The organism is Amycolatopsis sp. WAC 01376 (assembly GCF_003947415.1).
Taxonomy (GTDB): Bacteria; Actinomycetota; Actinomycetes; order Mycobacteriales; family Pseudonocardiaceae; genus Amycolatopsis.
This window is the reverse complement of record NZ_QHKL01000001.1, coordinates 1,794,702-1,819,420: the sequence shown is the minus strand read 5'-3', so window position 1 is coordinate 1,819,420 and position 24,719 is coordinate 1,794,702. Positions and strand designations below refer to the sequence as shown.

Genomic DNA, 24,719 nt, shown 5'->3' with positions numbered 1-24,719 from the left:
GACTCAGTCTTCGGGCTCCCAAGGCAGCGAAACGATGAGGCAAGGGCCGCCGACGAACAACCCGCCGTCGATCCCCAGCGCCTTCCCGCCCGCGTAGAGGTACGGCCCCTCGATCTGCGCGGGGTGGATGCCAAGTTGGTCGGCGATGACGCTGTGCCCGTGCACGATCCGCTCGCCGCCGAGCCGGTCCATGAGCTGTTGCGCGACGTCGGCGCCTTCGGGGCCGCGGAAGGCGTAGCGCGTGGTCATCCGCCGCCACACGTCCCACCAGGCTTGGATGTCGCTTCCTTGGAGGATCTCGCGGCCACGCGCGTTGATCTCGTCGATGTTCTCGCCCCACCCGAGGTACTCGAGCGTGTCCGAATGCATCAGCAGGTGGTCCGCGGCCAGCGTCAGCATCGGGCGGGAGCTCAGCCATTCGATGTGCTGCGGAGTCAGCCGGTCCTGGTCTTCGAGCAGTCCGCCGTTGATCTCCCAGCTGCGGGCGAAGCTGCGCGGCCCGAAGTCGGACGGCACCTCCGTGTCGCCGAAGTGGTACATCCCGAGCAGCAGGATCTCGTGGTTGCCCAGCAGCGTCCCGCAGCGCCCGCCCGCCGCGGCGGCCTGCCTTTCGAGCCGCATCACCAGGTCGATCACGCCGACGCCGTCGGGTCCACGGTCGACGAAGTCGCCGAGGAACCAGAGGGTCGCTTCGCCACCGGCCCAGTCGTCGTCGGAGTCGAGCAGCCCTTTCTCCCGGAGCGTCTCGGCAAGCTCGTCCCGGTGTCCGTGCACGTCACCGACCACATAGGTCGGGGGCGCGGGCTGATCGTCGTGCATCGTCTGACGATAAGCCCTCCGCATCCGGATGTGTCGCTCAGCCTTCGGCGAAGGGGTCGCCGGTGCGCCCGACCAGATCGGCGATCGAGTCGATGATCTTGGTCGGCCGGTACGGGTAGTGCTCGGCGCTCTCCCGCGAGGAGATGCCGGTCAGCACCAGGATCGTCTGCAAACCGGCCTCGATTCCCGAGTGGACGTCGGTGTCCATCCGGTCGCCGATCATCAGCGTCGACTCCGAATGCGCGCCGAGCCGCCGCAGCGCGGAGCGCATCATCAGCGGGTTCGGCTTGCCGACGTAGTACGGCGAGCGGCCGGTGGCCTTTTCGATCAGCGCGGCGACCGAGCCGGTGGCGGGCATCGAGCCCTCCACGCTCGGGCCGGTGGCGTCGGGGTTGGTGGCGATGAACTTCGCGCCGCCCTCGATGAGCCTGATCGCACGGGTGATCGCGCTGAAGCTGTACGTGCGCGTCTCGCCGAGGACGACGTAGTCCGGGTCGCGTTCGGTCAGCACGTAGCCGACTTCGTGCAGCGCCGTGGTGAGCCCGGCTTCGCCGATCACGAACGCCGAGCCGTTCGGCCGCTGCGACGCGAGGAACTTCGCGGTCGCCAGCGCGGAGGTCCAGATGGCCTCCTCGGGGATGTCGAGACCGGTCCGCTCGAGCCTCGCCCGCAGGTCGCGCGGGGTGTAGATCGAGTTGTTGGTCAGCACCAGGAAGCCGATGTCGTTGGCGCGCAGTTCCTTGAGGAACTCGTCCGCGCCGGGTACGAGGTGCTCCTCCTGGACCAGCACGCCATCCATGTCGCTGAGGTATGTCCAACGGCGCTCGTTCATGGGTCCCACCCTAATGATCGGAGACGGCGTGAACAGCCACGGACGCCGCCTTGACCGAAAGATTGACCGGTGTCCCGGGTTCGAGCGCCAGTTCGGCGACCGCGGCGGGGGTCAGGTCGGCGGCGAGGCCGGCCGCCCAGTCGTCACCGCGGGTCCGGACGCGGATCACCGGTCCGTGTGGTTCGAGCGCGTCGACGAATCCCTCGACGGTGTTGCGAGGGCTGCCTCGGTGCTCACCGTCCCGCAGGTACACCGCGACGGCGCTGGGGGCGAAGACGGCGACGAGCGCGGCGTCGACGACGACGTCCTCCGCCGGGATCCCGGCCAGCGACAACCCGCCTGACGTGCGCAAACCGCCCTCCGCGGCGATGCCGGGCACCAGGTTGAGCCCGGCGATCCGCGCGGTGAACGCCGTGCGCGGCGCGGAGAGCACCTTGCGGGTCTCGCCGCGTTCGACGATCCGGCCGTCGCCGAGGACGGCCACGTGATCGGCCAGCGCCAGCGCGTCGAGCGGGTCGTGGGTGACCAGCACCGTCGGCGGTCCGGAGCGCAGCACCCGCCGGAGCAGGCCTCGGATCGCGGGTGCCGCGTCGACGTCCAGTGCGGCGAAGGGCTCGTCGAGCAGCAGAAGTCCCGGCTCGGCGGCCAGTGCCCGCGCGATCGCGACCCGCTGCGCCTGCCCGCCGGAGAGTTGCGCGGGCCGCCGTCCGGCCAGTTCGAGCGCGTCCACTTCGGTCAGCCACTCCCGCGCGAGCCTCTTCGCCTCGGCGCGTCCGGCACCGGTCGAGCGCGGCGCGAAGGCGACGTTGTCCAAAGCGGACAGATGCGGGAAGAGCAGGGCGTCCTGGGAGAGCAGGCCGATACCGCGCGCGTGCGGCGGCAGGCCCGCCAGGTCGCGGCCGTCGAGGGTGATCCGCGCGCGATCGGGCCGGAGCAGACCGGCGAGGCAACCGAGCACACTGGACTTCCCCGACCCGTTCGGGCCGAGCAGCGCGAGCACACCGCCGTCGGGGACTTCGAAGCCGACGTCCAAGGTGAACTCGCCGCGCCGGAGGGCGATCTCCGCCGAAAGGGTCACGACCGGACCCCTTCGAGCGCGCGCGGCCGGGCGAGCGCGATCACCGCGACGGCGACCAGGATGAGCAGCAACGCGAGCGCCACCGCGCTGTCGACGTCGACCTCTGCCTGCGTGTAGACCTCCAGCGGCAGGGTCCGGGTGACCCCTTCCAGGCTGCCGGCGAAGGTGATCGTCGCGCCGAACTCGCCCAGCGCCCGCGCGAAGCTCAGCACGATGCCGGAACCGAGCGCGGGCAGCAGCAGCGGCAGCGTGACCCGGCGGAACACCGTCCACGGCTTGGCACCCAGCGTCGATGCGACCCTTTCGTATCGGTCACCGGCACCGCGTAGGGCTCCTTCGAGGCTGACCACCAGGAACGGCATCGCGACGAACGTCTGCGCGATGACCACCGCGGCCGTGGTGAACGGCACCTGCTCACCGGTCAGCGTGGTCACCAGGATGCCCAAGAAACCCTTGCGGCCCAACAGGTACAGCAGCGCCAGGCCGCCGACCACCGGCGGCAGGACCAGCGGCAGCAGCACCACCGCGCGCAGCACGCGCACGCCACGCGCCCGCGAGCGCGCGAGCACCACGGCGAGCGGGACCCCGAGCAGCACACTGGCCACAGTGGACAGTCCGGCGGTGATCAGCGAGAGCTTGAGCGCGTTCAGCGACGACGTCGAGGTGATGAGGCTCGGGAAGCGGCTCAGATCCGAGCGCACCAGCAGGCCGACGACGCCCAGCACCACCAGCGCCAGCGCGCACACCGCCGGCGGCCACAGCACCCACGGCACCCCGGCTCCCGCATTTCGTCCTCTGAATGCGGTACTTGCGCGTGCATCTACCGCATCCAGAGGACTGAATGCGGGGTCAGGGCGCGCCAAAACCGACCTTCGCGAGTTCCTTCTTGCCTTCCTCGCCGAGGACGAGGTCTCTGAACAGCCCGGCGAGCTGAGCCTGCGGAGCGTCCTTCACCACCGCGATCGGGTAGTCGTTGACAGCGCCCGCCGCCTCCGGGAAGTCCACTTTGTCCACGTTCGCGGCCGCCGAGGTCGCGTCGGTGACGTAGACGAGCCCGGCGTCGGCGTCGCCCGACCGCACCTTCGCGAGCACGGACTTGACGTCCTGCTCCTCGCTCGACGGCTTGAGCGTGACCCCGGACGTCTGCTGGACCTTCTTCGCCGCCGCCCCGCACGGCACCTGCGGCGCGCAGACGACCACGGTCAGCCCGTCCTTCGCGAGATCCACCAAACCCTTGATTCCCTTGGGGTTGCCCTTCTCGACCGCGATGGCGAGCCGGTTGGTGGCGAACACCGACGGCTGACCGTCGATCACGTCGCCCTTGGCGGCCTTGTCCATATTGGCCTGGTCGGCGGACGCGAAGACGTCCGCCTTCGCACCCTGGGTCAGCTTCTGGACCAGCGCCGAGGAGCCCTCGAAGCTGAACTTCACGGTCACCCCGGAGTTCTGCGCCTCGAACCGCTTGCCCAGCGCCCCGAACGACTCGGTCAGCGACGCCGCCGCGAACACGGTCAGCGTCCTCGACTCGACAGTCGCGGTGACGGGCCCGTCCGAGCCACAGGCCGTCGCGGCCAGCGCCAGCGCGAGCAGGACGGGCGCGAGCTTCCTCATCGGGTTCCTTCCGGGGTTTCGATCACGACGGTGGTCGCCTTGACGACGGCGACCGCGAGCACCCCCGGCCGCAGTCCGAGTTCGCGGACGGCCTCGGCGCTCATCAGCGAGACCACACGATGCGGGCCGCACTGCAGCTCGACCTGTGCCATCACCTTGTCCGTGATCACTTCGGTGACGAGCCCGACGAACCGGTTCCGCGCGGAGCGGCCGACGCTCGAAGGATCCTCGGGCTGTTCGGCCTGCGCCTTGGCGAACGCGGCGAGTTCGGCGCCGTCGACGACCTTGCGGCCCGCCGAGTCGTCGAACGCGGTCAACTGGCCCGCGCGCACCCAGCGGCGGACGGTGTCATCGCTGACACCGAGCAGGCGAGCGGCTTCAGACAACCGGAATTGCGGCATGTCTGGCAGGTTACTTCCGCAGATGCGGAAAAGCTATGCGGGCGAGGAATTGCCGGGGAGTTCGTCGCGGAGGCCATCGAGCAACGCGCTCTGGAAACGTTCGAGCACTTTCCGTTCCTCGGGGGAGAACTGTTCGAGGACGTTCTTCATGTTCGTGTACGCGGATTCGAAGAGCGGCGCGTGCCGCTCCAGCGCGTCCGGGACGACCTCTATCAGGACTTTCCGGCGGTCGACGGTGTCACGGACGCGGCGGGCGAGGCCCGCCTTTTCGAGCCGGTCCATGACGCCGGTCACAGCACCCGTCGACAACCCGGTCAGTTCGGCGATCCTGCCCGCTGTCAACGGTCCCGGCGCCTGGCCGGCGAGCTCGAGCACCTTGTGATCGGTGGCGGACAAGCCCATCCGCTCGGCGATGCGCGCATGCCGGAGGACGGTCAGCGTGCTGCCTTCCCTGCCGAGATCGGCGAACCTGGCCAATTCCTCCGCCGAGAGCGGATATTTCGCCATCCGGAAACCCTTCCGATTCGATGCGAAAAGGGATTCTAGACAGTCGGTTTCGCCCCGTTCGGGGTTAGTCTGGTGACAATGACAGCAGTCGATCTCGGGTTTCCCCGTGTCCCCGGTACACGCGGCGGCCCCACCGTGCCCAGGCCGGACAATCCCGCGCTGATCGACACCTTCGGCCGGGTCGCGACCGACCTGCGGGTGTCGCTCACCGACAAGTGCAATCTGCGCTGCACCTATTGCATGCCCGCCGAGGGGCTGGAATGGATGCCGAGCGCGGACGTGCTGACCGACGACGAACTCGTGTTCCTGCTGCGGATCGCCGTCGAACGGCTCGGCGTCACCGACATCCGGCTCACCGGCGGCGAACCGCTGCTGCGCCAAGGGCTGGAGAAGATCGTCGAGCGCGTCGCGGCACTCGAACCGCGGCCGCGGCTTTCCATGACCACCAACGGGATCGGGCTCGCGAAGCGCGCGAAGTCGCTCGCGGACGCCGGCTTGGACCGGATCAACGTCTCGCTGGACACCGTCGACCGCGCGCTGTTCGAGACGATCACGCGCCGCGACCGGCTTTCGCACGTGCTCGCCGGCATGGCCGCCGCGAGGGAGGCCGGGCTGGACCCGGTGAAGGTCAACGCGGTGCTGATGCGCGGCCTGAACGAGGACCAGGCCGTGCCGCTGCTGAAGTTCTGCCTCGCCGAGGGCTATCACCTGCGGTTCATCGAGCAGATGCCGCTGGACGCGCAGCACGGCTGGAACCGGGCCGACATGATCACCGCCGAGGAGATCCTCGGCATGCTCGGCGAGGAGTTCTCGCTGTCGCCGTTCCCCGCCGCGCGGGGCGGGGCGCCCGCCGAACGCTGGCTGGTCGACGGCGGCCCGGGCGACGTCGGCGTGATCGCGTCGGTGACCCGCCCCTTCTGCGCTGCCTGCGAGCGCACCCGGCTGACCGCGGACGGCGCGGTGCGCTCGTGCCTGTTCAGCAACGACGAGACCGACCTCCGCGCCCTCGTGCGCGCGGGCGCGCGCGAAGAAGAGGTGGCGGACGCCTGGCGGGCGACCATGTGGGGCAAGCTCGCCGGACACGAGATCAACGAGGCCGGCTTCGCGCAGCCGATCCGGCCGATGAGCGCGATCGGCGGCTGACATGGTGACCATCGTGGTGCGGTACTTCGCCTCGGCTCGCGCGGCCACCGGCCTCGACGAGGAGAAGGTGACCCTGCCGGACGGCGCCCGCGTCGCCGACGCCGTCGCCCGACTGCGTGAACTTCACCCGGAGAAGCTCGCGAAGCTGCTCGAAGCGGTCTCGTACCTGCTGGACGGCGTCGCCGTGCGGGATCTCACGCGGCCGCTGACCGAAGGCGCCGAACTGGACGTCCTGCCGCCGTTCGCGGGCGGCTGACCTGCGGAAACGCGGGAAAGCGAGAGCAAAGGTCCCTTGCTCCCCCGCGAGCCGTTCCGGGGCCTTTGACCTGCGGTCCGTCCGGAATTCACCGGCCGGTCGCCGAAGCAGCCGAGGATGCGCCAGTGATCACTCCCCGCCGTGTCCTCGCCGCGCTGCTCGCCGCGGTCGCCGCCACGAGCCTCGCGGCCGCCCCCGCCTCCGCCCATGAGCGCGGCGTCCGGCCGCTGCCGCAGGCGCACAGCCACAACGACTACGAGCACACGCGTCCGCTGCAGGACGCGCTCGATCAGGGCTTCACCAGCGTCGAGGCCGACATCTTCCTGGTGGACGGGCAGTTGCTGGTCGCGCACGACCTCGCCGACACCCGCCCGGACCGCACGCTCGAGTCGCTCTACCTGGAGCCGCTGCGCAAGCGCGTCCTGGCCAACCACGGCGTGGGCGTCTACCGGCAGCGTCTCGAGTTCCAGCTGCTGATCGACGTCAAGGGTGACGCGAACAGCACGTACGCGGCGCTGGAAAAGCGGCTGTACGACCCGCGCTACTCCTTCCTCTTCTCTCTGTACGCGTTCGGGCACGTACAGAAGCGCGCCGTCACTGCGGTGATCTCCGGCGGGCGGCCCAAGGACGTGATGCTCGGGCAGAAGTTCCGGCTCGCCTTCTACGACGGCCGGATCAAGGACCAGAACGACCTGGGCATCGGCTCGGACCGCCGGATGACCCCGCTGGTCTCGGACTCCTGGACCGGGCTGTTCACCTGGACCGGTGAAGGCATTTTCCCGGCCGCGGAGCGGGCAAAACTACACGAACTGGTCAAAAGCGCCCACGCGGCGGGCCAGCGAGTGCGCTTTTGGGCGACGCCGGATACCGCTGGACCCGCCCGTGACGCACTTTGGAAAGAGCTGGCCGACGCCGGAGTCGACCACCTGAATACGGACGACCTGCCAGGGCTGGCGAACTTCTTGAGGTCTCGCTAAAGTGCGCGGCCCAATAGCGCGCGAAGGCGCACGAATGGGCCAGTCAGCCCTTAATCCACGTGATGCAAGCCTCACGATCCGTGAATTATCTCGGCCAGGAAACGGTCCGGTAACGGCCCGCTGACCTGCATAAACAGCCGAATCGTTATGGGTTGCGTGCTGTTACTGTGATGTAGGTCACAGCTCGAATAATTTCCGATCAGGCCGTTCGTTACGTACCGTCGCTTTTCGGTTGGCCCCGACCGACCACGCAACACCGGGAACCCGTAGCGCCGAGCCCTGTCCAACGGATTCCCGGACCCAACCCCGAGCGAAAGCATTTCCGGACAGGGACGAGGGGACAGAACCGACGCGGCGTGCGTCCGGTGAAGTCAGCCGGCCTGAGACGGCCGGCCAGGACCCGCGAGTCCTTCCCTCAGCACAGACTCGTAGGCGCAGGAAGCGAGATGTACTCACATGTCTTACCGAGGCAAGCACCGCAAGATGTCCGCCGCCACCCGTCACATCGCTCGCGTTGCCATTGCGGGCGTCGCGGTCGGCGCCCCCCTCGCCATCGCCGCGACCCCCGCGTCGGCGACCAACTGGGACGCCATCGCGCAGTGCGAGAGCAGCGGCAACTGGAACACCAACACCGGTAACGGCTACTACGGTGGTCTGCAGTTCTCGCAGAGCACCTGGCGCGCCTACGGTGGCACCGGCAGCGCGCACAACGCGTCGCGCGAGCAGCAGATCGCCGTCGCCGAGCGGGTCCTCCAGGGCCAGGGCATCGGCGCGTGGCCGCACTGTGGCAAGAAGGGCGGCTCCGCCAGCCCCGCCAAGGCCAAGTCGACCGCCCCGAAGGCCACCAAGAAGGTGACCCCGAAGAAGTCGACCGCTCCGGTCACCAAGCAGCAGGCCCCGGCCCCGGCCGCCGCCAATGTCGCGAACTCCAACCCGGCGGGTGACTACACCGTCGTGGCCGGCGACACGCTGTCCAAGATCGCCTCCAAGTTCAACGTCCAGGGCGGCTTCCAGAAGCTGCAGGACCTGAACAAGGAATACGTGCCCAACGCCGACTTCATCGTCGTCGGCCAGAAGCTCGCCACCAAGTGAGCTCTTGAGCACCGGTAAGTCGTGATGCCCGCGGGATTCTCCGCGCGGCCACGTCACGACTGACAAGGCCCCACCGCGCCATTCCCCCGGCGGTGGGGCTTTGTCGTGTCCGGGGCCCGGCGCCTCAGGCCCGCACCCCTCGTGCCCGCGTAGCCGCGTGCAATGAAGGGGCCTTTCATTGCAAAATTTGCTATGAAAGGCCCCTTCATTGCGGCGACTTGCGGCTCGGTCACCCCGCTACGGCGAATTGACCCACTCGTCGCTGCCGTCGCTGAAGTGCTGGTGCTTCCACACCGGCAGCCGCGCCTTGACCTCGTCGACCAGCTCCGAACAGGCAGCGAAGGCCTGTCCCCGGTGCTCGGCCGCCACGGCGCAGGCCAGCGCGACGTCCCCGATGGCCAGCGCGCCCAGCCGGTGACTGACGGCGACCGCGCGGACGCCCGTCCACTTTCCCGAGAGGTCCGAGACGACCTCCGCGAGCACGTCGGCGGCGCTGGGGTGGCCTTCGTAGGCGAGCCGCTCCACCGAACGCCCGCCGTCGTGGTCCCCCACGACCCCGCCGAAGGTGACGACGGCGCCCGCGGCCGCGTCGTCCACCAGCCGGGCGTGTTCCTCGACCGAAAGAGGCTCGTCGACCACCGCTGTCCGTGCGACCCGAACGCTCACTGCTGTGCCTCCCGTGGGTGGTCGCCGCCTGCCAGCTGGTCGACGGCGTGGTCGAGGATCCCGTCCAGTACGCCCAGGCCGTCCTTCACGCCGCCGCGTGAACCGGGCAGGTTCACCACCAGGGTCCGGCCGGCGACGCCGGCGATCCCGCGGGAGAGCACGGCCGTGGGCACCTTGGGCAGTCCGGCGGCCCGGATCGCGTCCGCGACGCCGGGGAGTTCGTAGTCGAGGACGGCGCGGGTGACGTCCGGGGTGCGGTCCGTCGGCGAGATGCCGGTGCCGCCGGTCGTCACGATCACCTGGACCCCGGCCGCGACGGCGTCACGCAACACTTCACCGACCGGCTCCCCGTCCTCGACGACCACGGGTTCGGGCACGTCCCAGCCGCGTGCGGCGAGCCAGTCCGTGATGATCGGACCGGTCGTGTCCTCGTAGACGCCCTTCGCGGCGCGGTTCGACGCCACGATCACCCTCGCGACGCGGTTCACGGCCGCTCCCAGGTCCCCGTCTTGCCGCCGTCCTTGCGGATCAGGCGGACATCGTCGAGGGTCGCCGCGGGATCGACGGCCTTGATCATGTCGTGCAGGGTCAGCCCGGCGACGGCGACGGCGGTCAGCGCCTCCATCTCGACGCCGGTCCGGTCGTTCGTCTTCGTGGTCGCGGTGATGTGCACGGCGGTCTCGGCGAGGGCGAACTCGACCTTCACCCCGGACAGCGCGATCTGGTGGCACAGCGGAATCAGCTCGGGCACCTTCTTCGCGCCCATGATGCCCGCGATCCGGGCGGTCGCGAGGGCGTCGCCCTTGGGGAGCCCGTCCGTGGCCAGCAGCCCCGGCACCTCGGCCGTGGTGTGCACGGTGCCGCCCGCCAGCGCGGTGCGGGCGGTGGGCGTCTTGCCGGAAACGTCGACCATACGGGCGGCACCCGTATGGTCGACGTGGCTGAGTTCACTCACGCCAAGCAGGCTAGTCCTCAGAACATCCGCTGCTTCGAGCGAACCTCGTCGAGCGCCTTCTCGCGTTCCTGCCGCTGCTCCGGCGTCATCGAAGCGAAGAGCCCTCCCTTGTCCGCGGCACAGGCCGTGTCGCGCGCGGGGCGCTTGCCTTCCACGAGGAACCGGTTGACGGCGTTGTTGCCGCAAGCGTTCTCGTCGCTCAGCCAGACGCCGTGCCCGCCCTCGTCCACGGTCACGATCCGCGCCCGGTCACCGAGTGCGCGGCGCATCTCCTTGGCACCGCTCAACGGAGTCGCCGGGTCACGCAGGTTCTGCACCATCAGGATGTTCGACGGTCCCCGGTCGCCGATCCGTACCGTCGGCTCGATCTGCTCGGACGGCCAGTACGCGCAGGCCCAGATGTTCGCCCCCGCCGCGCCGAACATCGGGTACTTCACCCGGTCCTTGGCGACGTTGCGCTGGTAGGTCGCGACGTCCTCCGGCCAGTTCGCGTCGTTGCAGACCACGTGCAACTGCCCGGCCAGCAGCTGCGCCGGGTCGATCTGCTGGGCTTGAGCGGTCTGCTTCACGGTGCCTTCGGTGTCGAGCGCCTGCCACTGCTGCGCGAGCACCGGGAAGGACCTGGTCGAGTAGAGCGCGCCGAACGTGCCCATCCGGAACGCCGCGCCGTCCACGCCCGGGACCGCGCCACCGTCGAGCTTGGCGGCGAGTTCGTAGAACTTCGCGGTCACCTGCTGCGGTGTGCGGCCCAGCCCGTAGCTCGTGTGCCGCGCCGCCGCCCATTTCGCGAAGTCCGGGAAGCGGTCCTCGAACCCCTCCGCCAGGCGACGCGAGGTGACCGGATCGAGCCCGCCCGGGCCGGTCACGCTGTCGATCACGACGCGATCGGTCTGCTGCGGGAACAGCGTCGAGTACACGGCGCCCAGGTAGCTGCCGTACGAGACGCCGTAGTACGAGAGCTTCTTCTCGCCGAGGGCTTCCCGGATACGGTCCATGTCGCGGGCGGTGTTGGCCGTGGTGATGTACGGCAGGTTCGCGGCGGTCTTCGACTCACCGCACTGCTTCGCGATACCGGTCACGTACGTCGCCCGCTCGGCCACCGCCGCCGCGTCACGCGCGTACGGCGGCACGTTGCTCACCTGCTGCTCGGGTTTCAGATCGCAGGTGACCGGTGTGCTGCGCCCGATCCCGCGCGGATCGAACCCGATGACGTCGTACGCGTCGAGCACACTCGACGGCATACCCGCGGTCCTCAGCCCGGCGGGCATGGCCAGCCCCGGACCGCCGGGCCCGCCCGGATTCGTCAGCATGATCCCGCGCCGCTTCGCCGGTTTGGTGCTGGCGAGCTTCGAAACGGCGATGTCGATGGTGGCGCCGTCGGGCTTCCGGTAGTCGAGCGGGACCTTCAAGGTGCCGCATTCGACGCCCGGCGCGGCCACGTCCTCCGGACACGGCCCCCAGTTCACCGGCGAAACCGCGGCGGACGCCGTGGCCGGTACGAGTACCGCCACGGTCACCGCCGCGGCCGTGAGTGTCCCGATTCTGCTCAGGACAGAGTGCTTCATCCCCAACCCCCGTCAAGATCGACTTCCTGGTCGGAATCGAGCCTATGAGCGGGCCGGGTGCGGAGTCGTCACCCTGAAGTCGGCCACGAGGTCGGCCTCAGTGATGACGATGACTCCGAATGGAGCAAGGGAGATTTGCTATCACTTCGGGCTACGGGGTCTCCCCAAGGGCGCTCCGCGCCCGACGGAGACTTCACCGCCAAGCGCCCTCTTTCGGGCCGAAGGCCCACGGAAACACGATGAAGGGGCGCCCTTCACTCTCAACCTGAGTTGCAAGCGGAACGGCGCCCCTTCGGCGGGTTCGCGTCAGCGCTTGGCCGATTTAACCGCTTTCTTGACGGCTTCCGCGACGGCGGGGGCGACGGCGCTGTCGAACACGCTCGGCACGATGAACGAAGCGTTCAGCTTGCCGTTGTCCACGACGTCCGCGATGGCGTCGGCGGCCGCGAGGAGCATCGAGTCGTCGATGTGGTGCGCCTGCGCGTCGAGCAGACCGCGGAAGACACCGGGGAACGCGAGCACGTTGTTGATCTGGTTCGGGAAGTCGCTGCGGCCGGTGGCGACCACGGCGGCGTGCTTCTGCGCTTCCAGCGGGTCGATCTCCGGGTCCGGGTTGGCCAGCGCGAACACGACGGCGTCGGACTTCATGGTCGCGACCTGCTCGGCCCCGAACAGGTTCGGCGCGGAAACGCCGATGAACACGTCGGCGCCGACGAGCGCCTCGTGCAGCGTGCCCGCCTGCTGCTCCTTGTTCGTGTGCTCGGCGATCCAGGTCAGGTTCTCGTCGAGGTTGCCGCGCGCGGAGTGCACGATGCCGTCGATGTCGGCGGCCACGATGTCACCCGGGTTCTTGCCGAGGATCAAGCGGATGATCGCCGAGCCCGCCGCGCCGACGCCGCTGACGACGATCTTGCAGTCTTCGATGTTCTTCCCGACCACGCGCAGGGCGTTGCGCAGCGCGGCGACCACGACGATCGCGGTGCCGTGCTGGTCGTCGTGGAACACCGGGATGTCGAGCTGCTCACGCAGGCGCTTCTCGATCTCGAAGCAGCGCGGCGCGGCGATGTCCTCGAGATTGATGCCCGCGTAGACCGGCGCGAGCGCCTTCGCGATCATGATGATCTCTTCGGTGTCCTGGGTGTCCAGGCAGACCGGCCACGCGTCGACGTCGGCGAACTTCTTGAACAGCGCCGCCTTGCCCTCCATCACCGGGAGCGCGGCGGCCGGGCCGATGTTGCCGAGGCCCAGCACCGCGGAGCCGTCGGTGAGCACCGCGACGGTGTTGCGCTTGATGGTCAGGCGGCGCGCGTCCTCGGGGTTCGCCGCGATCGCCTGGCAGACGCGGGCGACGCCCGGCGTGTACGCGCGGGAGAGGTCGTCACGGTTGCGGAGCGCGACCTTGGGAGTGACTTCGATCTTGCCGCCGAGGTGGATCAGGAAGGTCCGGTCGGAGACCTTGCGCACGCGCACGCCCGGCAGCGAGTCCAGGGTCTGCGTGATGTCCTGCGCGTGGTTCTCCGACAGGGCGTTGGCGCTGATGTCGACGACGATCGACTCGGGGTGCGACTCGACGACGTCGAACGCGGTCAGCACACCGCCGACCCTGCCGACGGCGGTCGTCAGGTCACCCGCCGCGGTGGACGACGCGGGGGCCTCCACCCGGACGGTGATCGAATATCCGGGACCGGGAACCGGCATGGCACTACCCCCGCTGAGGAACGCTCGAATAGGTCGATCGAAAACCTACTCCCGTGACGACCGCCACGGACCTTCGCAGGGGTAACCGGCGAGTAGCTTTTCTACCGGTTGATCTCGGTCTCGGGGTGCACGTAAGGCACGCTCTCGAGCGGGAAGGTCACGTCGCCGAACGGGGACAGCGCACCCTGCCGGTCGGACGCGAGCTCGGTGACGGGGTGCTCCCCGTCTTCACCGGGCCACGTGGGGTCGATGCCCGCGCGCTTCTTGTTATCGCCCTTCGCCACAACGTCCTCCAGAGCATGGTCAAGCTGTTCTATCGGGACAGTCTGCCCGAACGCCACTGGCGGGCCACCACCCGCCCGGTATCCTGGTCGTCTATGCCCGCGCCATCCCTGGCGGACTGGCTGCGCCAGGAGTCCGACGACGCTCTCGCCGCACTGCTGCGCACGCGTCGCGACCTGTCCACGCCACCCCCGTCCGACACCATCGTGCTCGCCACCCGGGCCGGCACGCCGGGCTCCGTCGCGCGTGCTTGCGAAGACCTCGACACCTTCACTCTCTCCGTTCTCGACGCTCTCCTGCTGGCCGGAGCGGACACCGATCCGGTCACCGCGGCCGAGGTCGCGCGGCTCGTGGGCACGAAGATCGGCGAACCGCTGGCGCTGTTGCGCAAGCGGGCCCTGGTCTGGGGTGAGGACGACACGCTGCGCGTCCCGCCGTCGGCTCGTGACGCGCTCGGCCCCTTCCCCGCCGGGCTCGGGTCGTCGTCGCCCTCGCTCGCCGGGACGGACATCGACGCCGCGCTCGCGGAGGTCGGTGAGGACGAACGAGCCCTGCTGACGACGCTGGCCGCCGGGCCGCCGATCGGCCGCACCCGCGACGCGTCGGCCGACGTCCCGCTGGAGCGGGCGCGGAACCCGGTCCAGCGCCTGCTCGCCCGTGGGCTGCTGCTGCGCCGGGACGACCAGACCGTCGAGCTGCCGCGTGAGATCGGGATCGCGCTGCGCGGCGGGTCGGTGTTCGACCCGGCGTCGCTGCGCGAACCGGAACTCCCCACGCATCCGCATCAGCCGTCCACAGTGGACGCGACGGCGGCCGGCGAGGCGATGGAGTTCTTGCGTCAGACCGAAAGCATGCTTCGCGCGTGGTCGGAAACGCCGCCGCCGGTGCTGAAGTCCGGCGGGCTCGGAGTCCGCGAACTGAAGAAGCTCGCCAAGGATCTCGACGTCGACGAGACACGGGTGACCCTGCTGGCGGAGATCGCCGTCGGCGCCGGGCTGGTGGCCGACAGCGAAGCGACCACGCCGGAATGGGTACCGACGACGCTCACGGATTCGTGGCTCGCGTCGCCGACCGCGCAGCGTTGGATGACGGTCGCGCAGGCCTGGCTCGAACTGCCCCGGCTGCCCGGCCTCGCCGGCGGGCGGGACGCGAAGGACAAGCCGATCGCGCCGCTGTCGGAGGACCTGCGCCGTCCGCTGGCGCCCACGTCGCGGCGGCGGATCCTCCTCGCCCTGGCCGCGCTTCCCGACGGCGCGGGCGTGAAGAGCACCGACGAACTGGTCGCCGCGCTCGCCTGGCGCGCGCCGCGGCGGGGCGGGCGGCTGCGGGACGAGACCGTGCGCTGGACGATGGCCGAGGGGGCGGCGCTCGGCCTGATCGGGCTCGGCGGGCTCACCACGGCGACCCGGGCGCTGCTGGCCGAGGACCGGCCGGGAGCGGTCGAGGCGATGATCGACGCACTGCCGCGTCCGGTGGACCACGTCCTGGTCCAGGCCGATCTGACCGTGGTCGCGCCGGGTCCGCTGGAGGCCGAACTCGCGGCCGACATGACCGCCGTCGCCGACATCGAATCCTCCGGGCACGCGACCGTCTACCGGATCACCGAGACCTCCGTGCGGCGCGCGCTCGACACCGGGCGGACCGCGGGCGAACTGCACCAGCTGTTCACGACGCGGTCGGCGACGCCGGTGCCCCAATCGCTGAGCTACCTGATCGACGACGTCGCCCGGCGGCACGGGCGGCTGCGCGGCGGGGCCGCCGAATCGTTCCTGCGCTGCGACGACGCGTCGCTGCTCGCCGAAGTCATGGGCAGCCCGGTCGCGACGGAGTACGGCTTGCGCATGATCGCGCCGACAGTGCTCATCAGCGCGTACCCGCTCGCCGAAGTCCTCGACGCGCTCCGCGCCGCCGGGTTCGCTCCGGCCGCCGAAGGTCCCGACGGGCGCGTCATGGACATCAGGCCTTCTGGACGTCGCCTGCCCGCGAAGGCGCGTGCCGCGCGCCGGGCCCCCGGAGAGCCTGCCGGGCTGACCGACGACCAGGTCGGCAAGATCGTCGCGCACGTCCGGGCCGGTGACGCCGCTTCGGCGCGCCGCCGGGGCGAGACGGTGCGCGCGCCACAGGGAGGCGGCGCCGGGGACACGTCCGCGACGCTGGCATTGCTGTCACAGGCGACCATGGAGCGCCGCGAGGTGTGGATCGGCTTCGTCGACTCACGCGGGACGGCGAGCCAGCGGGTGGTGCGGCCGCTGCGGGTCGGCGGCGGGGTCCTCGAAGGGACCGACCACGAGCGCTACCCGCTGCACCGGATCACCTCGGCCGCCCTCGTCGAAGACTGACGGCTCCGCGATCACGACGTGCTTTGCCGCGACGACTGATCTGCGCTGTGTTCGGAGCGTGACGTCGCGGACGTCAGGCGAGTCGCAAGGCCAGGTACGCCCGGGGCAGACCAGGACCCTGGCCTTACGCATGTCCGTCAGCAGTCCGTCTCGACGGCTATCTCGTGCACGAAAACCTCGATCAGCCGGCAGTGGCCGGAGCCGCTGTCCTTCCTGGCCCTGATCGCGCCGGCGACGATGTCCGCAGGCCCAGACACGTTCCTACCGTCGACGAGGGTTTTGACGGCGGCCTCTCGCTCCGCCGGATCCATCTCGTTCCCGCTGGGTCGAAGACGGCCGCGGCGAGCACATATTGAGAGGTAAGGCAAATGTGGCGTAGCTCAGCCTCCGACGAAGGTTCTTCGATGGCTTCAAGGTAGGCAAGAGGTATTCGGGGCGTGGCTCCGGGAGCCGGTCACGCTTTGAGTGTCCATAAGGGACACTGTCGAGCAGTGAAATGTCTGGTTGATGCCTGTATCACCGATTTTGCGTGGGGGGTCGTGAGTGGCAATGAGCGTTCTAACGCTCATTGCCACTCACGACCCCCCACGCAAGGTGCCCATAACGGACACTGTTGCCTGACTGGCGTCCCTTGTGGACGGTCAAGAGCGCGCCAGGCCCTGGCGATCCCACTCCGCCACCGACTCGTCAGGCCGCCGTTGCCTTACCTCTCAATAGAACCCGTCGAACGCACGGATCGGGAACCGGCCCTTTGATGACATCGCGTGATCTTATGTCACGCCATGCAGCCAATCGCGGGCGTGAGTCAGAGGGCGCGAAGGCCCTGAAGCACCCGCCTCGTTAGTGGTCAGACCAGCTGTTCGGTGCGGAGATCCTTCAGCACCATCGATAAGGCCTCACCGTGGGTCGGCCAGTCCGGTGTGCCGATCCCGGCCGAATGCAACGCGGCACGGACAGCCGCGTGCCCCTCCGCGATGGCTTGGGAAAGGTCGTCGCCGGAAATATCGGCTTCGATCTCCATCACCGCACGCGCCGCGTCCGCGGAGACCGCGCTGTCGACGAACCCGTCGAGGCAGCGTTCTTGTTGGAGCAGCGCTCGCATCACCTTGTCGCAGTACTCGAAGAGATCACCGTCGCCGTCGGCGATGAAGACCCAGTGCGCGTGGACCCTCACACCCATCAGGAACCCCCTTCGATCTCGTAACAAGGTTGACGAAGCAGCCAGGACACCGCGTTCTTTCCGTAGTTGCCGCCGCTCGGCGTCAAGTGGATCCAACGTTGGTGCTGCCCGCACGGGCACCGAACCGTGTAGTAGGTCGGTGGATCCAAGATCCTCCATCCTGCCCGATGGAAGTGCTCGAGAACAGCTTCCAGATCCTTCCTAGGATGCTTTCTCCAGTACCCCACCGGCTACTCCTTGCCCAGGTTAACGCAGATCGGAAAGACCGGCGTCACGCTGAGATCCCGTTCACGGACGACCGGGAGTAATCGCGGCGAAGCGCGTTCCATTACCAAAGGTGGCTGGCGCTCACCCCAAAGTAGTCAGATCGACTTCCCTTTGCCTGGCCGCAAGCCGGCGATCCGGGGATCCGCCCCCAATGTCACATTGGAGACGCTCAGCGTCCCCAATGCCACATTGGGGACATCGAGACCGCGGCCGAGCCGACGTCGCCAAGAGAGACCGAACGCGGGCGGCAGCGCCAGAGAGCACGAAGCCCACGCAACTAGTCACCTGCTTGCGGGCCGTTCGGAGCGCAAGCAGGTGACGAAATTGCGTGGGTCAGAGGGTTCGAAGGCCTTGAAGCACCCGCTCCATGAAAGCGCGCGAAGAAGAGTCGCCGAGGATCAGCTCGGTCTGGTGGATCAGCACCAGACCGGCGTCCGCCATGTCGCCGACGATCACCTTCACCACGCCCAGCGGCAGCCGCAGATGCGCGGCGATCTCCGCGATCGAGCGGGTATCGAGACAGAGGTCGCAGATCTGCCGGTGTTCGGGGGTCCGCACGCCGCGGTATCGGCGGCCGTCGTCGCTGGTCGACACCAGCGCCTCCAGCGCCAGGTCGTGCGCGGTGCGGGTGCGTCCGCCGGTGCGGGTGTAGGGCCGGACCCGCGAGCCCGCCGAAGGCGGCATGTAGACCGAAGCGGGCGCGGCGGCGTCGGCGGTGACGCGCGGCGGCGGCGATTGGCGAAGGGGCGAAGGCATCGACGCCGGGGCGGGGGCAGGCGCGGGCGGGCGTCGCGGCATGACCGTGCTGATCGAGCTCAGCTCGAACCGGCTCGGGGAATCGAAGGCCTCGCGTTCGGTGCCCTGGTAGAGGGAGTCCCAGCCGGAGGGTTCCGGTTCGGTGAATCCGGTGATCTTCATCGGCGCTTACCCACGTACGCCGCCCTGCAGCTGCGCGCGCAGCTCGGGCGTGATCTGCTGGCCGACCCGCTCGACGAGCAGGGTCATCTCGTAGGCCACGGTGCCGATGTCACAGGTCGGCGCGGCCAGGACGGCGAGTGAGGAGCCGTCGGCGACCGACATGAGGAAGAGGTAGCCGCGTTCCATCTCGACGACGGTCTGGTTGACCCCGCCCGCGTCGAAGCAGCGGGCGGCGCCGGCGGTGAGGCTGATCAGCCCGGAGGCGACCGCGGACAGCTGTTCGGCCCGCTCCTGCGGCAGCCCTTCCGACGGCGCGAGGAGAAGACCGTCCGCCGAGACCAGCACGGCGTGCGCGGCACCGGGAACCCGGCGCGCGAAATCCGTGATGAGCCAGCCGAACGAGCTCTGCTGCTGTCCGGATGCCGTCACAAGTCCCTCCTCGCTGCGTCAAGACCACCTGGGCGGCGTGGTCCGGGCGACTCTCCCCGACCAGCACCGATCCCGGTACCGGCGGGCCGAAAGACGCCTCCACCCAGCGTATTCGTCCCGTCGATCGTGTCGAGCCCGCCACCCGGCCGGCGGCGTTAACCGAACGTAAACGTCCAGCCGCTCACCGCGTCGACCCATGGCGAACCACGCATTCGTGGGTCACCCCATGGTGGCCGGGTGCGACCGGCTCGAAATCGGTGTCCCCGCAGGTCACCGACGTTCCGATCACCCGATCGAATGCTGACCGCACCGGATCGCGGGAAAGGGATCGCCCCGCGTCCGCTCCGGTTGGTGGCGCCGCTCCCCGAAGCGGGTGAAGCCTGCCGAGTTCACTCCAACGGCCGCATCCGCTCAGGGGTTTCGTCCCTTTTAGCCCGCGCGCAACGCCGAATCGTGTGCGATGGCGTGCTGCACGACCGAGATCAACACCTGCTTGGCGGAGTCACGCTCCCTGGCGTCACAGGCCATGATCGGCACGGACGGCGAGATCGTCAGCGCGTGCCGGACGTCCTCGATCTGGTGGTGCAGCAGCCGGTCGAAGCAGTTGATCGCCACGACGTACGGCAGCTTCCGGTTCTCGAAGAAGTCGATCGACGGGAACGCGTCGGCGAGCCGCCGCGTGTCGACCAGCACGACGGCACCGATGGCGCCGACCGCGAGGTCGTCCCACATGAACCAGAACCGGTGCTGGCCCGGCGTACCGAACACGTACAGCACCAGATCCGAGTCCAGCGAAATCCGGCCGAAGTCCATGGCCACGGTCGTCGTCGACTTGTTCGGGGTGGCCGAATTGTCGTCGACGCCGGTACTGGCCTCGGTCATCATGGCCTCGGTGGTCAGCGGATCGATCTCCGAAACCGCTCCGACCAGCGTGGTCTTCCCCGAGCCGAATCCGCCAGCGACCACGATCTTGGCCGACGACGTCGGCCCGGCCACCTGCGGCGCATTCGCGTCGGAGTCAAATTCTCCGAAGCCCACTGAGCACCCTCTCCATGAACTCGATACTGGGCCGGTCACCAACGTTCTGGCTGGCAGTGTGCACCAGGACCAGGCCGAGGCCGGCCACGTCTCCGATCAGCACCCGGACCACGCCGAGCGGCAGGCGCAACAGCGCCGCGACTTCGGCGACGGACCGGGTGTCCAGGCAAAGGTCGCAGATCGACCGGTGTTCGGGGACGCGTACCCGGTCGAGCACACGTCCCTGTTCACTGGTCGAGATCAACGCCTCGATGGCAAGGTCGTACGTCGGCTTGGTCCGTCCCCGCGTGCGGAAGTACGGCCGGACCAGGCCGGATGATTCGACGTCGGTGGTGTACTGCTCGTCGACGTATTCGTTCTGTGCCTGCTGCGGCAGTGCCGCGGCGAGCGGATCCGCGGCGGCCGCGGCCGCCCGGCGTTCCTCCTCCTTGTCGAAGGAGAACTTGGCGAACTCGCCGGAATCGTAGAGCGGGCCGCTGCCACCACCGAACAGTTCGGCCCCGGGTCCGCCGAGCAGGCGTTCCCGGTAGTCCGTGACGCTGAAATCGGCGGGTCCCTGTCCCGCGTTCGAATCGGTCAGCCAGCGGGAGGCCTCGTCCGGGGACACGGGGTCATTGTCCGACCCCTGTGCCCGTCGCGATCGCCATTCGCGGTCGACCCGGTCCCGGAAGGACGTCCAGTCCTCCCGGCCGTCGTCACGTTCCGACCACCCGCCGGAGAAGTCGTCACCGAGCCGGCCATCGCCCCTCAAGCGCCCGTCGTCCACGGCATTCTCCTCGGTTCCCGGTCGCTCAGCGGCGGACCGACGCGCCCTGCAGCTGCGCGCGCATCTCCGGTGTCAGCTGTTGCCCCACCCGTTCCACCAGCAAGGTCATCTCGTAGACGACCAGGCCGATGTCACTCTCCGGCGATCCGAGGACCGCCAGACAGGACCCGTCGGACACCGACATCAGGAAGAGGAAGCCGTTGGCCATCTCGACCACCGTCTGCGCGACCGTGCCGCCTTCGAACACCTTCGCCGCACCGCGCGCCAGGCTCGTGAGCCCCGACGCGACCGCGGCCAGCTGATCGGCCCTGTCCTTGGGAAGTCCCTTCGAAGAGGCCAGCAGCAAACCGTCCGCCGACACCACCACGGCATGCGCCGCGCCCGGGACCCGGTGCACGAAATCCGTGATCAGCCAGGCAAAGCTGCTCGTGTGTCCTTTACCCTGCGCCTGGCCGCCAGGCTGCGCCGGACCACCCGGCTGCATCGCACCCGCCCGTGTCACTGTCACTCCTTACTGCTGTCATCGGCGGAGGAACCTCCGCCGGTCACCGGAACGCCGTTGTCATCCAGCGCGTCGATCGGACGATCCTTCAACGCGTGCCGTCCCGACTTGTAGCCCTGCTGGAAGCTTGCCATCCGACTCCTCGCCGCCGTCGCCGAGCGGGCGATCGCACCCGTTCCCGGCATTCCGGAGGTCTTGTCGGCGAACGAGTCTTCCTTCTTCGGCTCGTTCCCGCCGATCGAGCCGGGGACGAGATACTGGTTCGGCACCCGTTTCGGCAGGCCCGCCGGGGTGATCTCGTCGTTCCGGTCTTCGTACAGGACCTGTGCCGCCTGCCAGCCGTCGTCCGACGCGCTGCGCCAGCCATTGTCCTGGAGCGCGGTCTCCGGCGGAACAGTCCGAGGGGTCCGAGTGGGCAATGCCTCTTCGGGAGTGTCGCCAGTGTCCCCGACGTCGGGTTCCACCGCGTCGGCGGCGGTGTCGCGGGTCTGCTCGGGCAGGGCGGACTCGACCGGCTCCGTGTAGGTGGTCGGGGTGTCGGCGCCTGCCTCGTCGCCTTCGCTGAACCAACGGGACAGCACCGACTGGTAGATCGGCAGCCGCCGGGTGGGCACGTCGTCGTCGAGCGCCGACTTGCCTTCGTCCGAAGACCGCTCGGAAGCCGAAGACTCCGAGAACCCCACGGCCCTGTTCGGCGTTTCGACCGGGTTGTACTTCGGCTCCCGCTTCGGCAGCACCAGCGACGAGAACTGGGTCTCGGTGCCGCTGGAGGCGCCGTCGCCGTTCGGCGGCGAGATGTCCTCCGCCGTCGGCCACGCCGGGGTCTCCTCGGCGGGGACCGCCGGGCTGAGGAACGGTCCGGCCGCGTTCTTGCCCGCGACCAGGTCGTCGAGGCTGATCGGCTGATCGAGCGGGACGAGCCCGCCCTGCTGCGCGATCGGTTGCGAAGCCGGCGGCTTCGACGGCGGCGGCGGGGTCATCTCCAGGCCGCGGTCGGAAGCGGAGATGTTCGGCAGCGACGTCGACATCTCGGACGCCGACGGCATCGAAGGCATCGACGTTTCCGAGCGGTTCGACGGCGGCGGGGTCCGCACGCCGGGCCGCATCTGCGTGAGCAGTTCGGCGGGCACGACGACCCGCGCGATCACGCCGCCCTCGATGTCCTCGTTCTCCCGCAGCCGGACCTCGATACCGTGGCGGCGCGCCAGGCGCGCGACCACGTACAGGCCCATCCGCCGGGTCACCGAGACGTCCAGGTCCGGCGGGTCGGCCAGGCGCTGGTTGACCTCGGCGAGCCGCTCCTCGGTCATGCCGACACCGTGGTCGGTGACCTGGATGGCGAGCGCCTTCTTGCGGGTGATCACCGCGCGGACGGTCACCTTCGTCTCCGGCTCGGAGAAGTAGGTGGCGTTGTCCAGCAGTTCCGCGAGCACGTGCACGAGGTCGTGGATCGTCAGGCCCTGGACGGCGACCTCGGGGACGATCCCGATCTCGATCCGGGCGTACTGCTCGATCTCCGAGACCGCGGCGCCGATGACGTCGGCGGCAGGCACCGGCTTGGGCACCGACTTCGCGAGACCGGCGCCCGAGAGCACCAGGAGGCTTTCACCGTTGCGGCGCAGCCGCGTGGCGAGGTGGTCGAGCTCGAACAGGCTGGCCAAGTGGTCCGGGTCCTGCTCGTCGGCCTCGAGCCGGTCGATCACGCCGAGCTGGCGTTCCACCAGGCGCTGCGACCGGCGGGACAGGTTCACGAAGATGCCGTTGACGTTCTCTCGCAGGAGGGCCTGCTCGGCGGCCATCTTGACGGCCTGTGCATGGACGACGTCGAAGGACCGCGCCACTTCACCGATCTCGTCACGCGAGGTGACCGGCACCGGCTCGACCGACCGCTTCGAGGCGTTGACCGGGTCCGGGTCGTCGAGGATCGCTTGCACGGTTTCCGGCAGTCGTGTGTACGCGACGTCGAGCGCGGTCTTCCGCAGGATCCGCAGCGGGCGCAGCATCAGCCTGGCGATGACGAGCATCAGGAACAGCGCCGCGAGCAGGGCCAGCAGCACGATCGCGCCGCCGATCCAGGCCGAGTTGATCGCGTCGGTCGCCAGTTCGTCGGCCTGTGCCCGCAGCTGGCCGAGCAGATTGGTCTCGACCGCGCGCAGTTTGTCCAGCGCGACCCGGCTGTCGTTGCCGAGCGCGACGTTGTCGATCGACGGCGGCTCGTTCTGCTGGTGCAGCGAAAACGCCATCGTGGTGATCCGGCGGCGGTCGTCGACCTCGGGGCCGGAGAAGGTGTCCGAGTAGAGCTGCCGCTGTTCGGGGCTGGCGTTGGCGAGGAAGGCCGCCGTCGAGGCGTCACCGCTCGCGACCGCCGAACGCGCCTGGTCGAACAGGTCGCCGGGGAACGAGGAGCGGAAGGAGGCGATCAGCAGCGCCGCGTCACCGCGGGCGATGAACTCCTTGCTCTCACTGACGGCCTGCACGGTCACGCCGAGTCGGAGCACGTCGCGGTTCGCCACCGCGGTCGTCACCTCGCGGCCGAGCTGGACCAGCGAGTCGAGGATGCCGGAGTAGGCGATGAGGACCGGGGTGTCGCCCAGCAGCGAGGTGTTCATCGCGCCGCGCAGCGGGCGCAGGGCGTCGAGCCGCTGCAGACCACGCGAATAACGGTCCCTCGTGTCCTGATCGTCCGGGTTGATCTGGTTCGCCGAAGCCCGCAGATCGTCGACCGCGCGGTCGACCTTGGAGATCTGCGCGTCGAGACCGGCTTGGCGCGACGCGTCACCGGAGGCGATCTTGGCGACGGCGAGCGCGCGTTCGCTCTGCAGCTCGTGCACCACGAGCGTGATCTTGTCGGCGAACGCGACCTGGTCGGCCGTGTCCTGGAACCGTGCCGCCTCGCTGCTGTCGTCGATCACGCGCAGCGTGCCGAGCGCGAGCGCGGTCAGCGTCGGGATGATCAGAACGGCCGCGAGCTTCGATCGCAGACGCCAGTTACGCAGGCCCAGGAACGACCCGGCCTTCCCGCCAGGACCGTCTCCGGTATCCCGCGCAGGGGCCCCTCCCACCCCCGCGGTGTCTTCGTTCGGCACCGCCGCACCACCATCATCTTCATCCGGGCCGGGAAAGCCCATTTTGGACATGCCGTACTGCTGCTGTCTGGGTCGGTTGTCGGAGACCACTATCCGCTCGCTCCCGTCACCCTGGAGGGGCGCGCACGGCGTGCGGGTCCACTCCTGGAAATGCGGAAGTCGTCTTTGACGCAGTCTCTCAAGTGCACTTGACCGAAACCCTGCCTGACGCCATTGGTCTATTCGGCCCAACCCGCCAGTGCGCGGGGACGCACCAGTGAAGCACGGACGTGTTCGACGTGTTCAACACAGAGTGCCTTGCACCTCGGGAAA

The 24,719-nt window shown here is 69.2% G+C and carries 23 protein-coding genes and 1 pseudogene; 5 read left to right on the top strand and 19 right to left on the bottom strand.

Translation table 11 applies throughout. The annotated features are described in order from the left end of the window. Positions 1–3: 3 nt before the first annotated feature. The 7 genes from DMH03_RS08745 to DMH03_RS08715 form a co-directional block, all read right to left on the bottom strand. Positions 4–819, bottom strand: a complete 816-nt coding sequence (locus DMH03_RS08745) for a metallophosphoesterase family protein (protein ID WP_125791382.1) — start codon at positions 817–819, stop codon at positions 4–6. A 37-nt stretch (positions 820–856) separates the two neighbouring features. Then, positions 857–1,651 (bottom strand): HAD-IIA family hydrolase, encoded by a 795-nt coding sequence (locus DMH03_RS08740; RefSeq protein WP_125791381.1) that lies wholly within the window; start codon positions 1,649–1,651, stop codon positions 857–859. A gap of 10 nt (positions 1,652–1,661) precedes the next feature. Next, on the bottom strand, positions 1,662–2,729 hold the full coding sequence (locus tag DMH03_RS08735) for a sulfate/molybdate ABC transporter ATP-binding protein (protein WP_125791380.1): 1,068 nt from the start codon (positions 2,727–2,729) through the stop codon (positions 1,662–1,664). After that, positions 2,726–3,502: an ABC transporter permease gene (locus tag DMH03_RS08730; RefSeq protein WP_199748726.1), complete on the bottom strand. Its 777-nt coding sequence runs from the start codon at positions 3,500–3,502 to the stop codon at positions 2,726–2,728. Before DMH03_RS08730 ends, DMH03_RS08735 begins: the two co-directional genes overlap by 4 nt. Positions 3,503–3,578: 76 nt before the next feature. Beyond that, a complete protein-coding gene (gene modA, locus DMH03_RS08725; protein ID WP_125791379.1) occupies positions 3,579–4,340 on the bottom strand; it encodes a molybdate ABC transporter substrate-binding protein in 762 nt (253 codons plus the stop codon). Beyond that, positions 4,337–4,741: a molybdopterin-binding protein gene (locus DMH03_RS08720; RefSeq protein ID WP_125791378.1), complete on the bottom strand. Its 405-nt coding sequence runs from the start codon at positions 4,739–4,741 to the stop codon at positions 4,337–4,339. The genes modA and DMH03_RS08720 overlap by 4 nt, the downstream gene beginning before the upstream one ends. A 33-nt stretch (positions 4,742–4,774) precedes the next feature. Further along, on the bottom strand, positions 4,775–5,248 hold the full coding sequence (locus DMH03_RS08715; protein ID WP_125791377.1) for a MarR family winged helix-turn-helix transcriptional regulator: 474 nt from the start codon (positions 5,246–5,248) through the stop codon (positions 4,775–4,777). A 78-nt stretch (positions 5,249–5,326) separates the two neighbouring features. Here DMH03_RS08715 and moaA point away from each other — a divergent pair, with 78 nt between their 5' ends. From moaA to DMH03_RS08695, 4 genes are all read left to right on the top strand, one after another. Further along, positions 5,327–6,391 carry a GTP 3',8-cyclase MoaA gene (moaA, locus tag DMH03_RS08710; protein ID WP_199748724.1) on the top strand — a complete coding sequence of 355 codons (1,065 nt, stop codon included), beginning with the start codon at positions 5,327–5,329 and terminating at the stop codon, positions 6,389–6,391. Between the two features lies 1 nt (position 6,392). Continuing rightward, positions 6,393–6,647 carry a MoaD/ThiS family protein gene (locus DMH03_RS08705; protein ID WP_199748722.1) on the top strand — a complete coding sequence of 85 codons (255 nt, stop codon included), beginning with the start codon at positions 6,393–6,395 and terminating at the stop codon, positions 6,645–6,647. Positions 6,648–6,772: 125 nt separating this feature from the next. Continuing rightward, a complete protein-coding gene (locus tag DMH03_RS08700; protein ID WP_125791376.1) occupies positions 6,773–7,624 on the top strand; it encodes a phosphatidylinositol-specific phospholipase C/glycerophosphodiester phosphodiesterase family protein in 852 nt (283 codons plus the stop codon). 456 nt (positions 7,625–8,080) lie between these two features. Beyond that, positions 8,081–8,716 carry a transglycosylase family protein gene (locus DMH03_RS08695; protein WP_125791375.1) on the top strand — a complete coding sequence of 212 codons (636 nt, stop codon included), beginning with the start codon at positions 8,081–8,083 and terminating at the stop codon, positions 8,714–8,716. 237 nt (positions 8,717–8,953) lie between these two features. Here DMH03_RS08695 and DMH03_RS42960 read toward each other — a convergent pair. From DMH03_RS42960 to DMH03_RS08665, 5 genes and pseudogenes are all read right to left on the bottom strand, one after another. Continuing rightward, positions 8,954–9,870, bottom strand: a pseudogene (locus DMH03_RS42960) (molybdenum cofactor biosynthesis protein MoaE). Continuing rightward, a complete protein-coding gene (gene moaC, locus DMH03_RS08680) occupies positions 9,867–10,337 on the bottom strand; it encodes a cyclic pyranopterin monophosphate synthase MoaC (RefSeq protein WP_125791372.1) in 471 nt (156 codons plus the stop codon). The pseudogene DMH03_RS42960 and the gene moaC overlap by 4 nt, the downstream one beginning before the upstream one ends. 17 nt (positions 10,338–10,354) lie before the next feature. Then, on the bottom strand, positions 10,355–11,902 hold the full coding sequence (locus DMH03_RS08675) for an alpha/beta hydrolase (protein ID WP_125791371.1): 1,548 nt from the start codon (positions 11,900–11,902) through the stop codon (positions 10,355–10,357). Between the two features lie 306 nt (positions 11,903–12,208). Continuing rightward, the gene (locus DMH03_RS08670; protein ID WP_125791370.1) at positions 12,209–13,600 is read right to left on the bottom strand and encodes an NAD-dependent malic enzyme; all 1,392 of its coding nucleotides are present in this window, start codon (positions 13,598–13,600) and stop codon (positions 12,209–12,211) included. A 101-nt stretch (positions 13,601–13,701) separates the two neighbouring features. Beyond that, on the bottom strand, positions 13,702–13,884 hold the full coding sequence (locus DMH03_RS08665) for a hypothetical protein (RefSeq protein ID WP_007033389.1): 183 nt from the start codon (positions 13,882–13,884) through the stop codon (positions 13,702–13,704). A gap of 93 nt (positions 13,885–13,977) precedes the next feature. Here DMH03_RS08665 and DMH03_RS08660 point away from each other — a divergent pair, with 93 nt between their 5' ends. Next, positions 13,978–16,221 carry a helicase-associated domain-containing protein gene (locus tag DMH03_RS08660; protein WP_125791369.1) on the top strand — a complete coding sequence of 748 codons (2,244 nt, stop codon included), beginning with the start codon at positions 13,978–13,980 and terminating at the stop codon, positions 16,219–16,221. An 847-nt stretch (positions 16,222–17,068) separates the two neighbouring features. Here DMH03_RS08660 and DMH03_RS08655 read toward each other — a convergent pair. The 7 genes from DMH03_RS08655 to DMH03_RS08620 form a co-directional block, all read right to left on the bottom strand. Continuing rightward, positions 17,069–17,401: a hypothetical protein gene (locus DMH03_RS08655; RefSeq protein WP_125791368.1), complete on the bottom strand. Its 333-nt coding sequence runs from the start codon at positions 17,399–17,401 to the stop codon at positions 17,069–17,071. 600 nt (positions 17,402–18,001) lie between these two features. Then, positions 18,002–18,586, bottom strand: coding sequence for a DUF742 domain-containing protein (locus tag DMH03_RS08645; RefSeq protein WP_125791367.1), 585 nt, complete (start codon positions 18,584–18,586; stop codon positions 18,002–18,004). 6 nt (positions 18,587–18,592) lie between these two features. Continuing rightward, a complete protein-coding gene (locus tag DMH03_RS08640) occupies positions 18,593–19,015 on the bottom strand; it encodes a roadblock/LC7 domain-containing protein (RefSeq protein ID WP_020631857.1) in 423 nt (140 codons plus the stop codon). Between the two features lie 429 nt (positions 19,016–19,444). Continuing rightward, on the bottom strand, positions 19,445–20,053 hold the full coding sequence (locus DMH03_RS08635) for an ATP/GTP-binding protein (protein ID WP_125782100.1): 609 nt from the start codon (positions 20,051–20,053) through the stop codon (positions 19,445–19,447). Next, positions 20,034–20,819, bottom strand: coding sequence for a DUF742 domain-containing protein (locus DMH03_RS08630; RefSeq protein ID WP_125782102.1), 786 nt, complete (start codon positions 20,817–20,819; stop codon positions 20,034–20,036). Before DMH03_RS08630 ends, DMH03_RS08635 begins: the two co-directional genes overlap by 20 nt. A 25-nt stretch (positions 20,820–20,844) precedes the next feature. After that, on the bottom strand, positions 20,845–21,303 hold the full coding sequence (locus DMH03_RS08625; RefSeq protein ID WP_085939650.1) for a roadblock/LC7 domain-containing protein: 459 nt from the start codon (positions 21,301–21,303) through the stop codon (positions 20,845–20,847). A 20-nt stretch (positions 21,304–21,323) separates the two neighbouring features. Continuing rightward, entirely contained in the window at positions 21,324–24,458 is a 3,135-nt protein-coding gene (locus tag DMH03_RS08620) for a nitrate- and nitrite sensing domain-containing protein (protein WP_125791366.1), read from the bottom strand. Between the last annotated feature and the right edge of the window lie 261 nt (positions 24,459–24,719).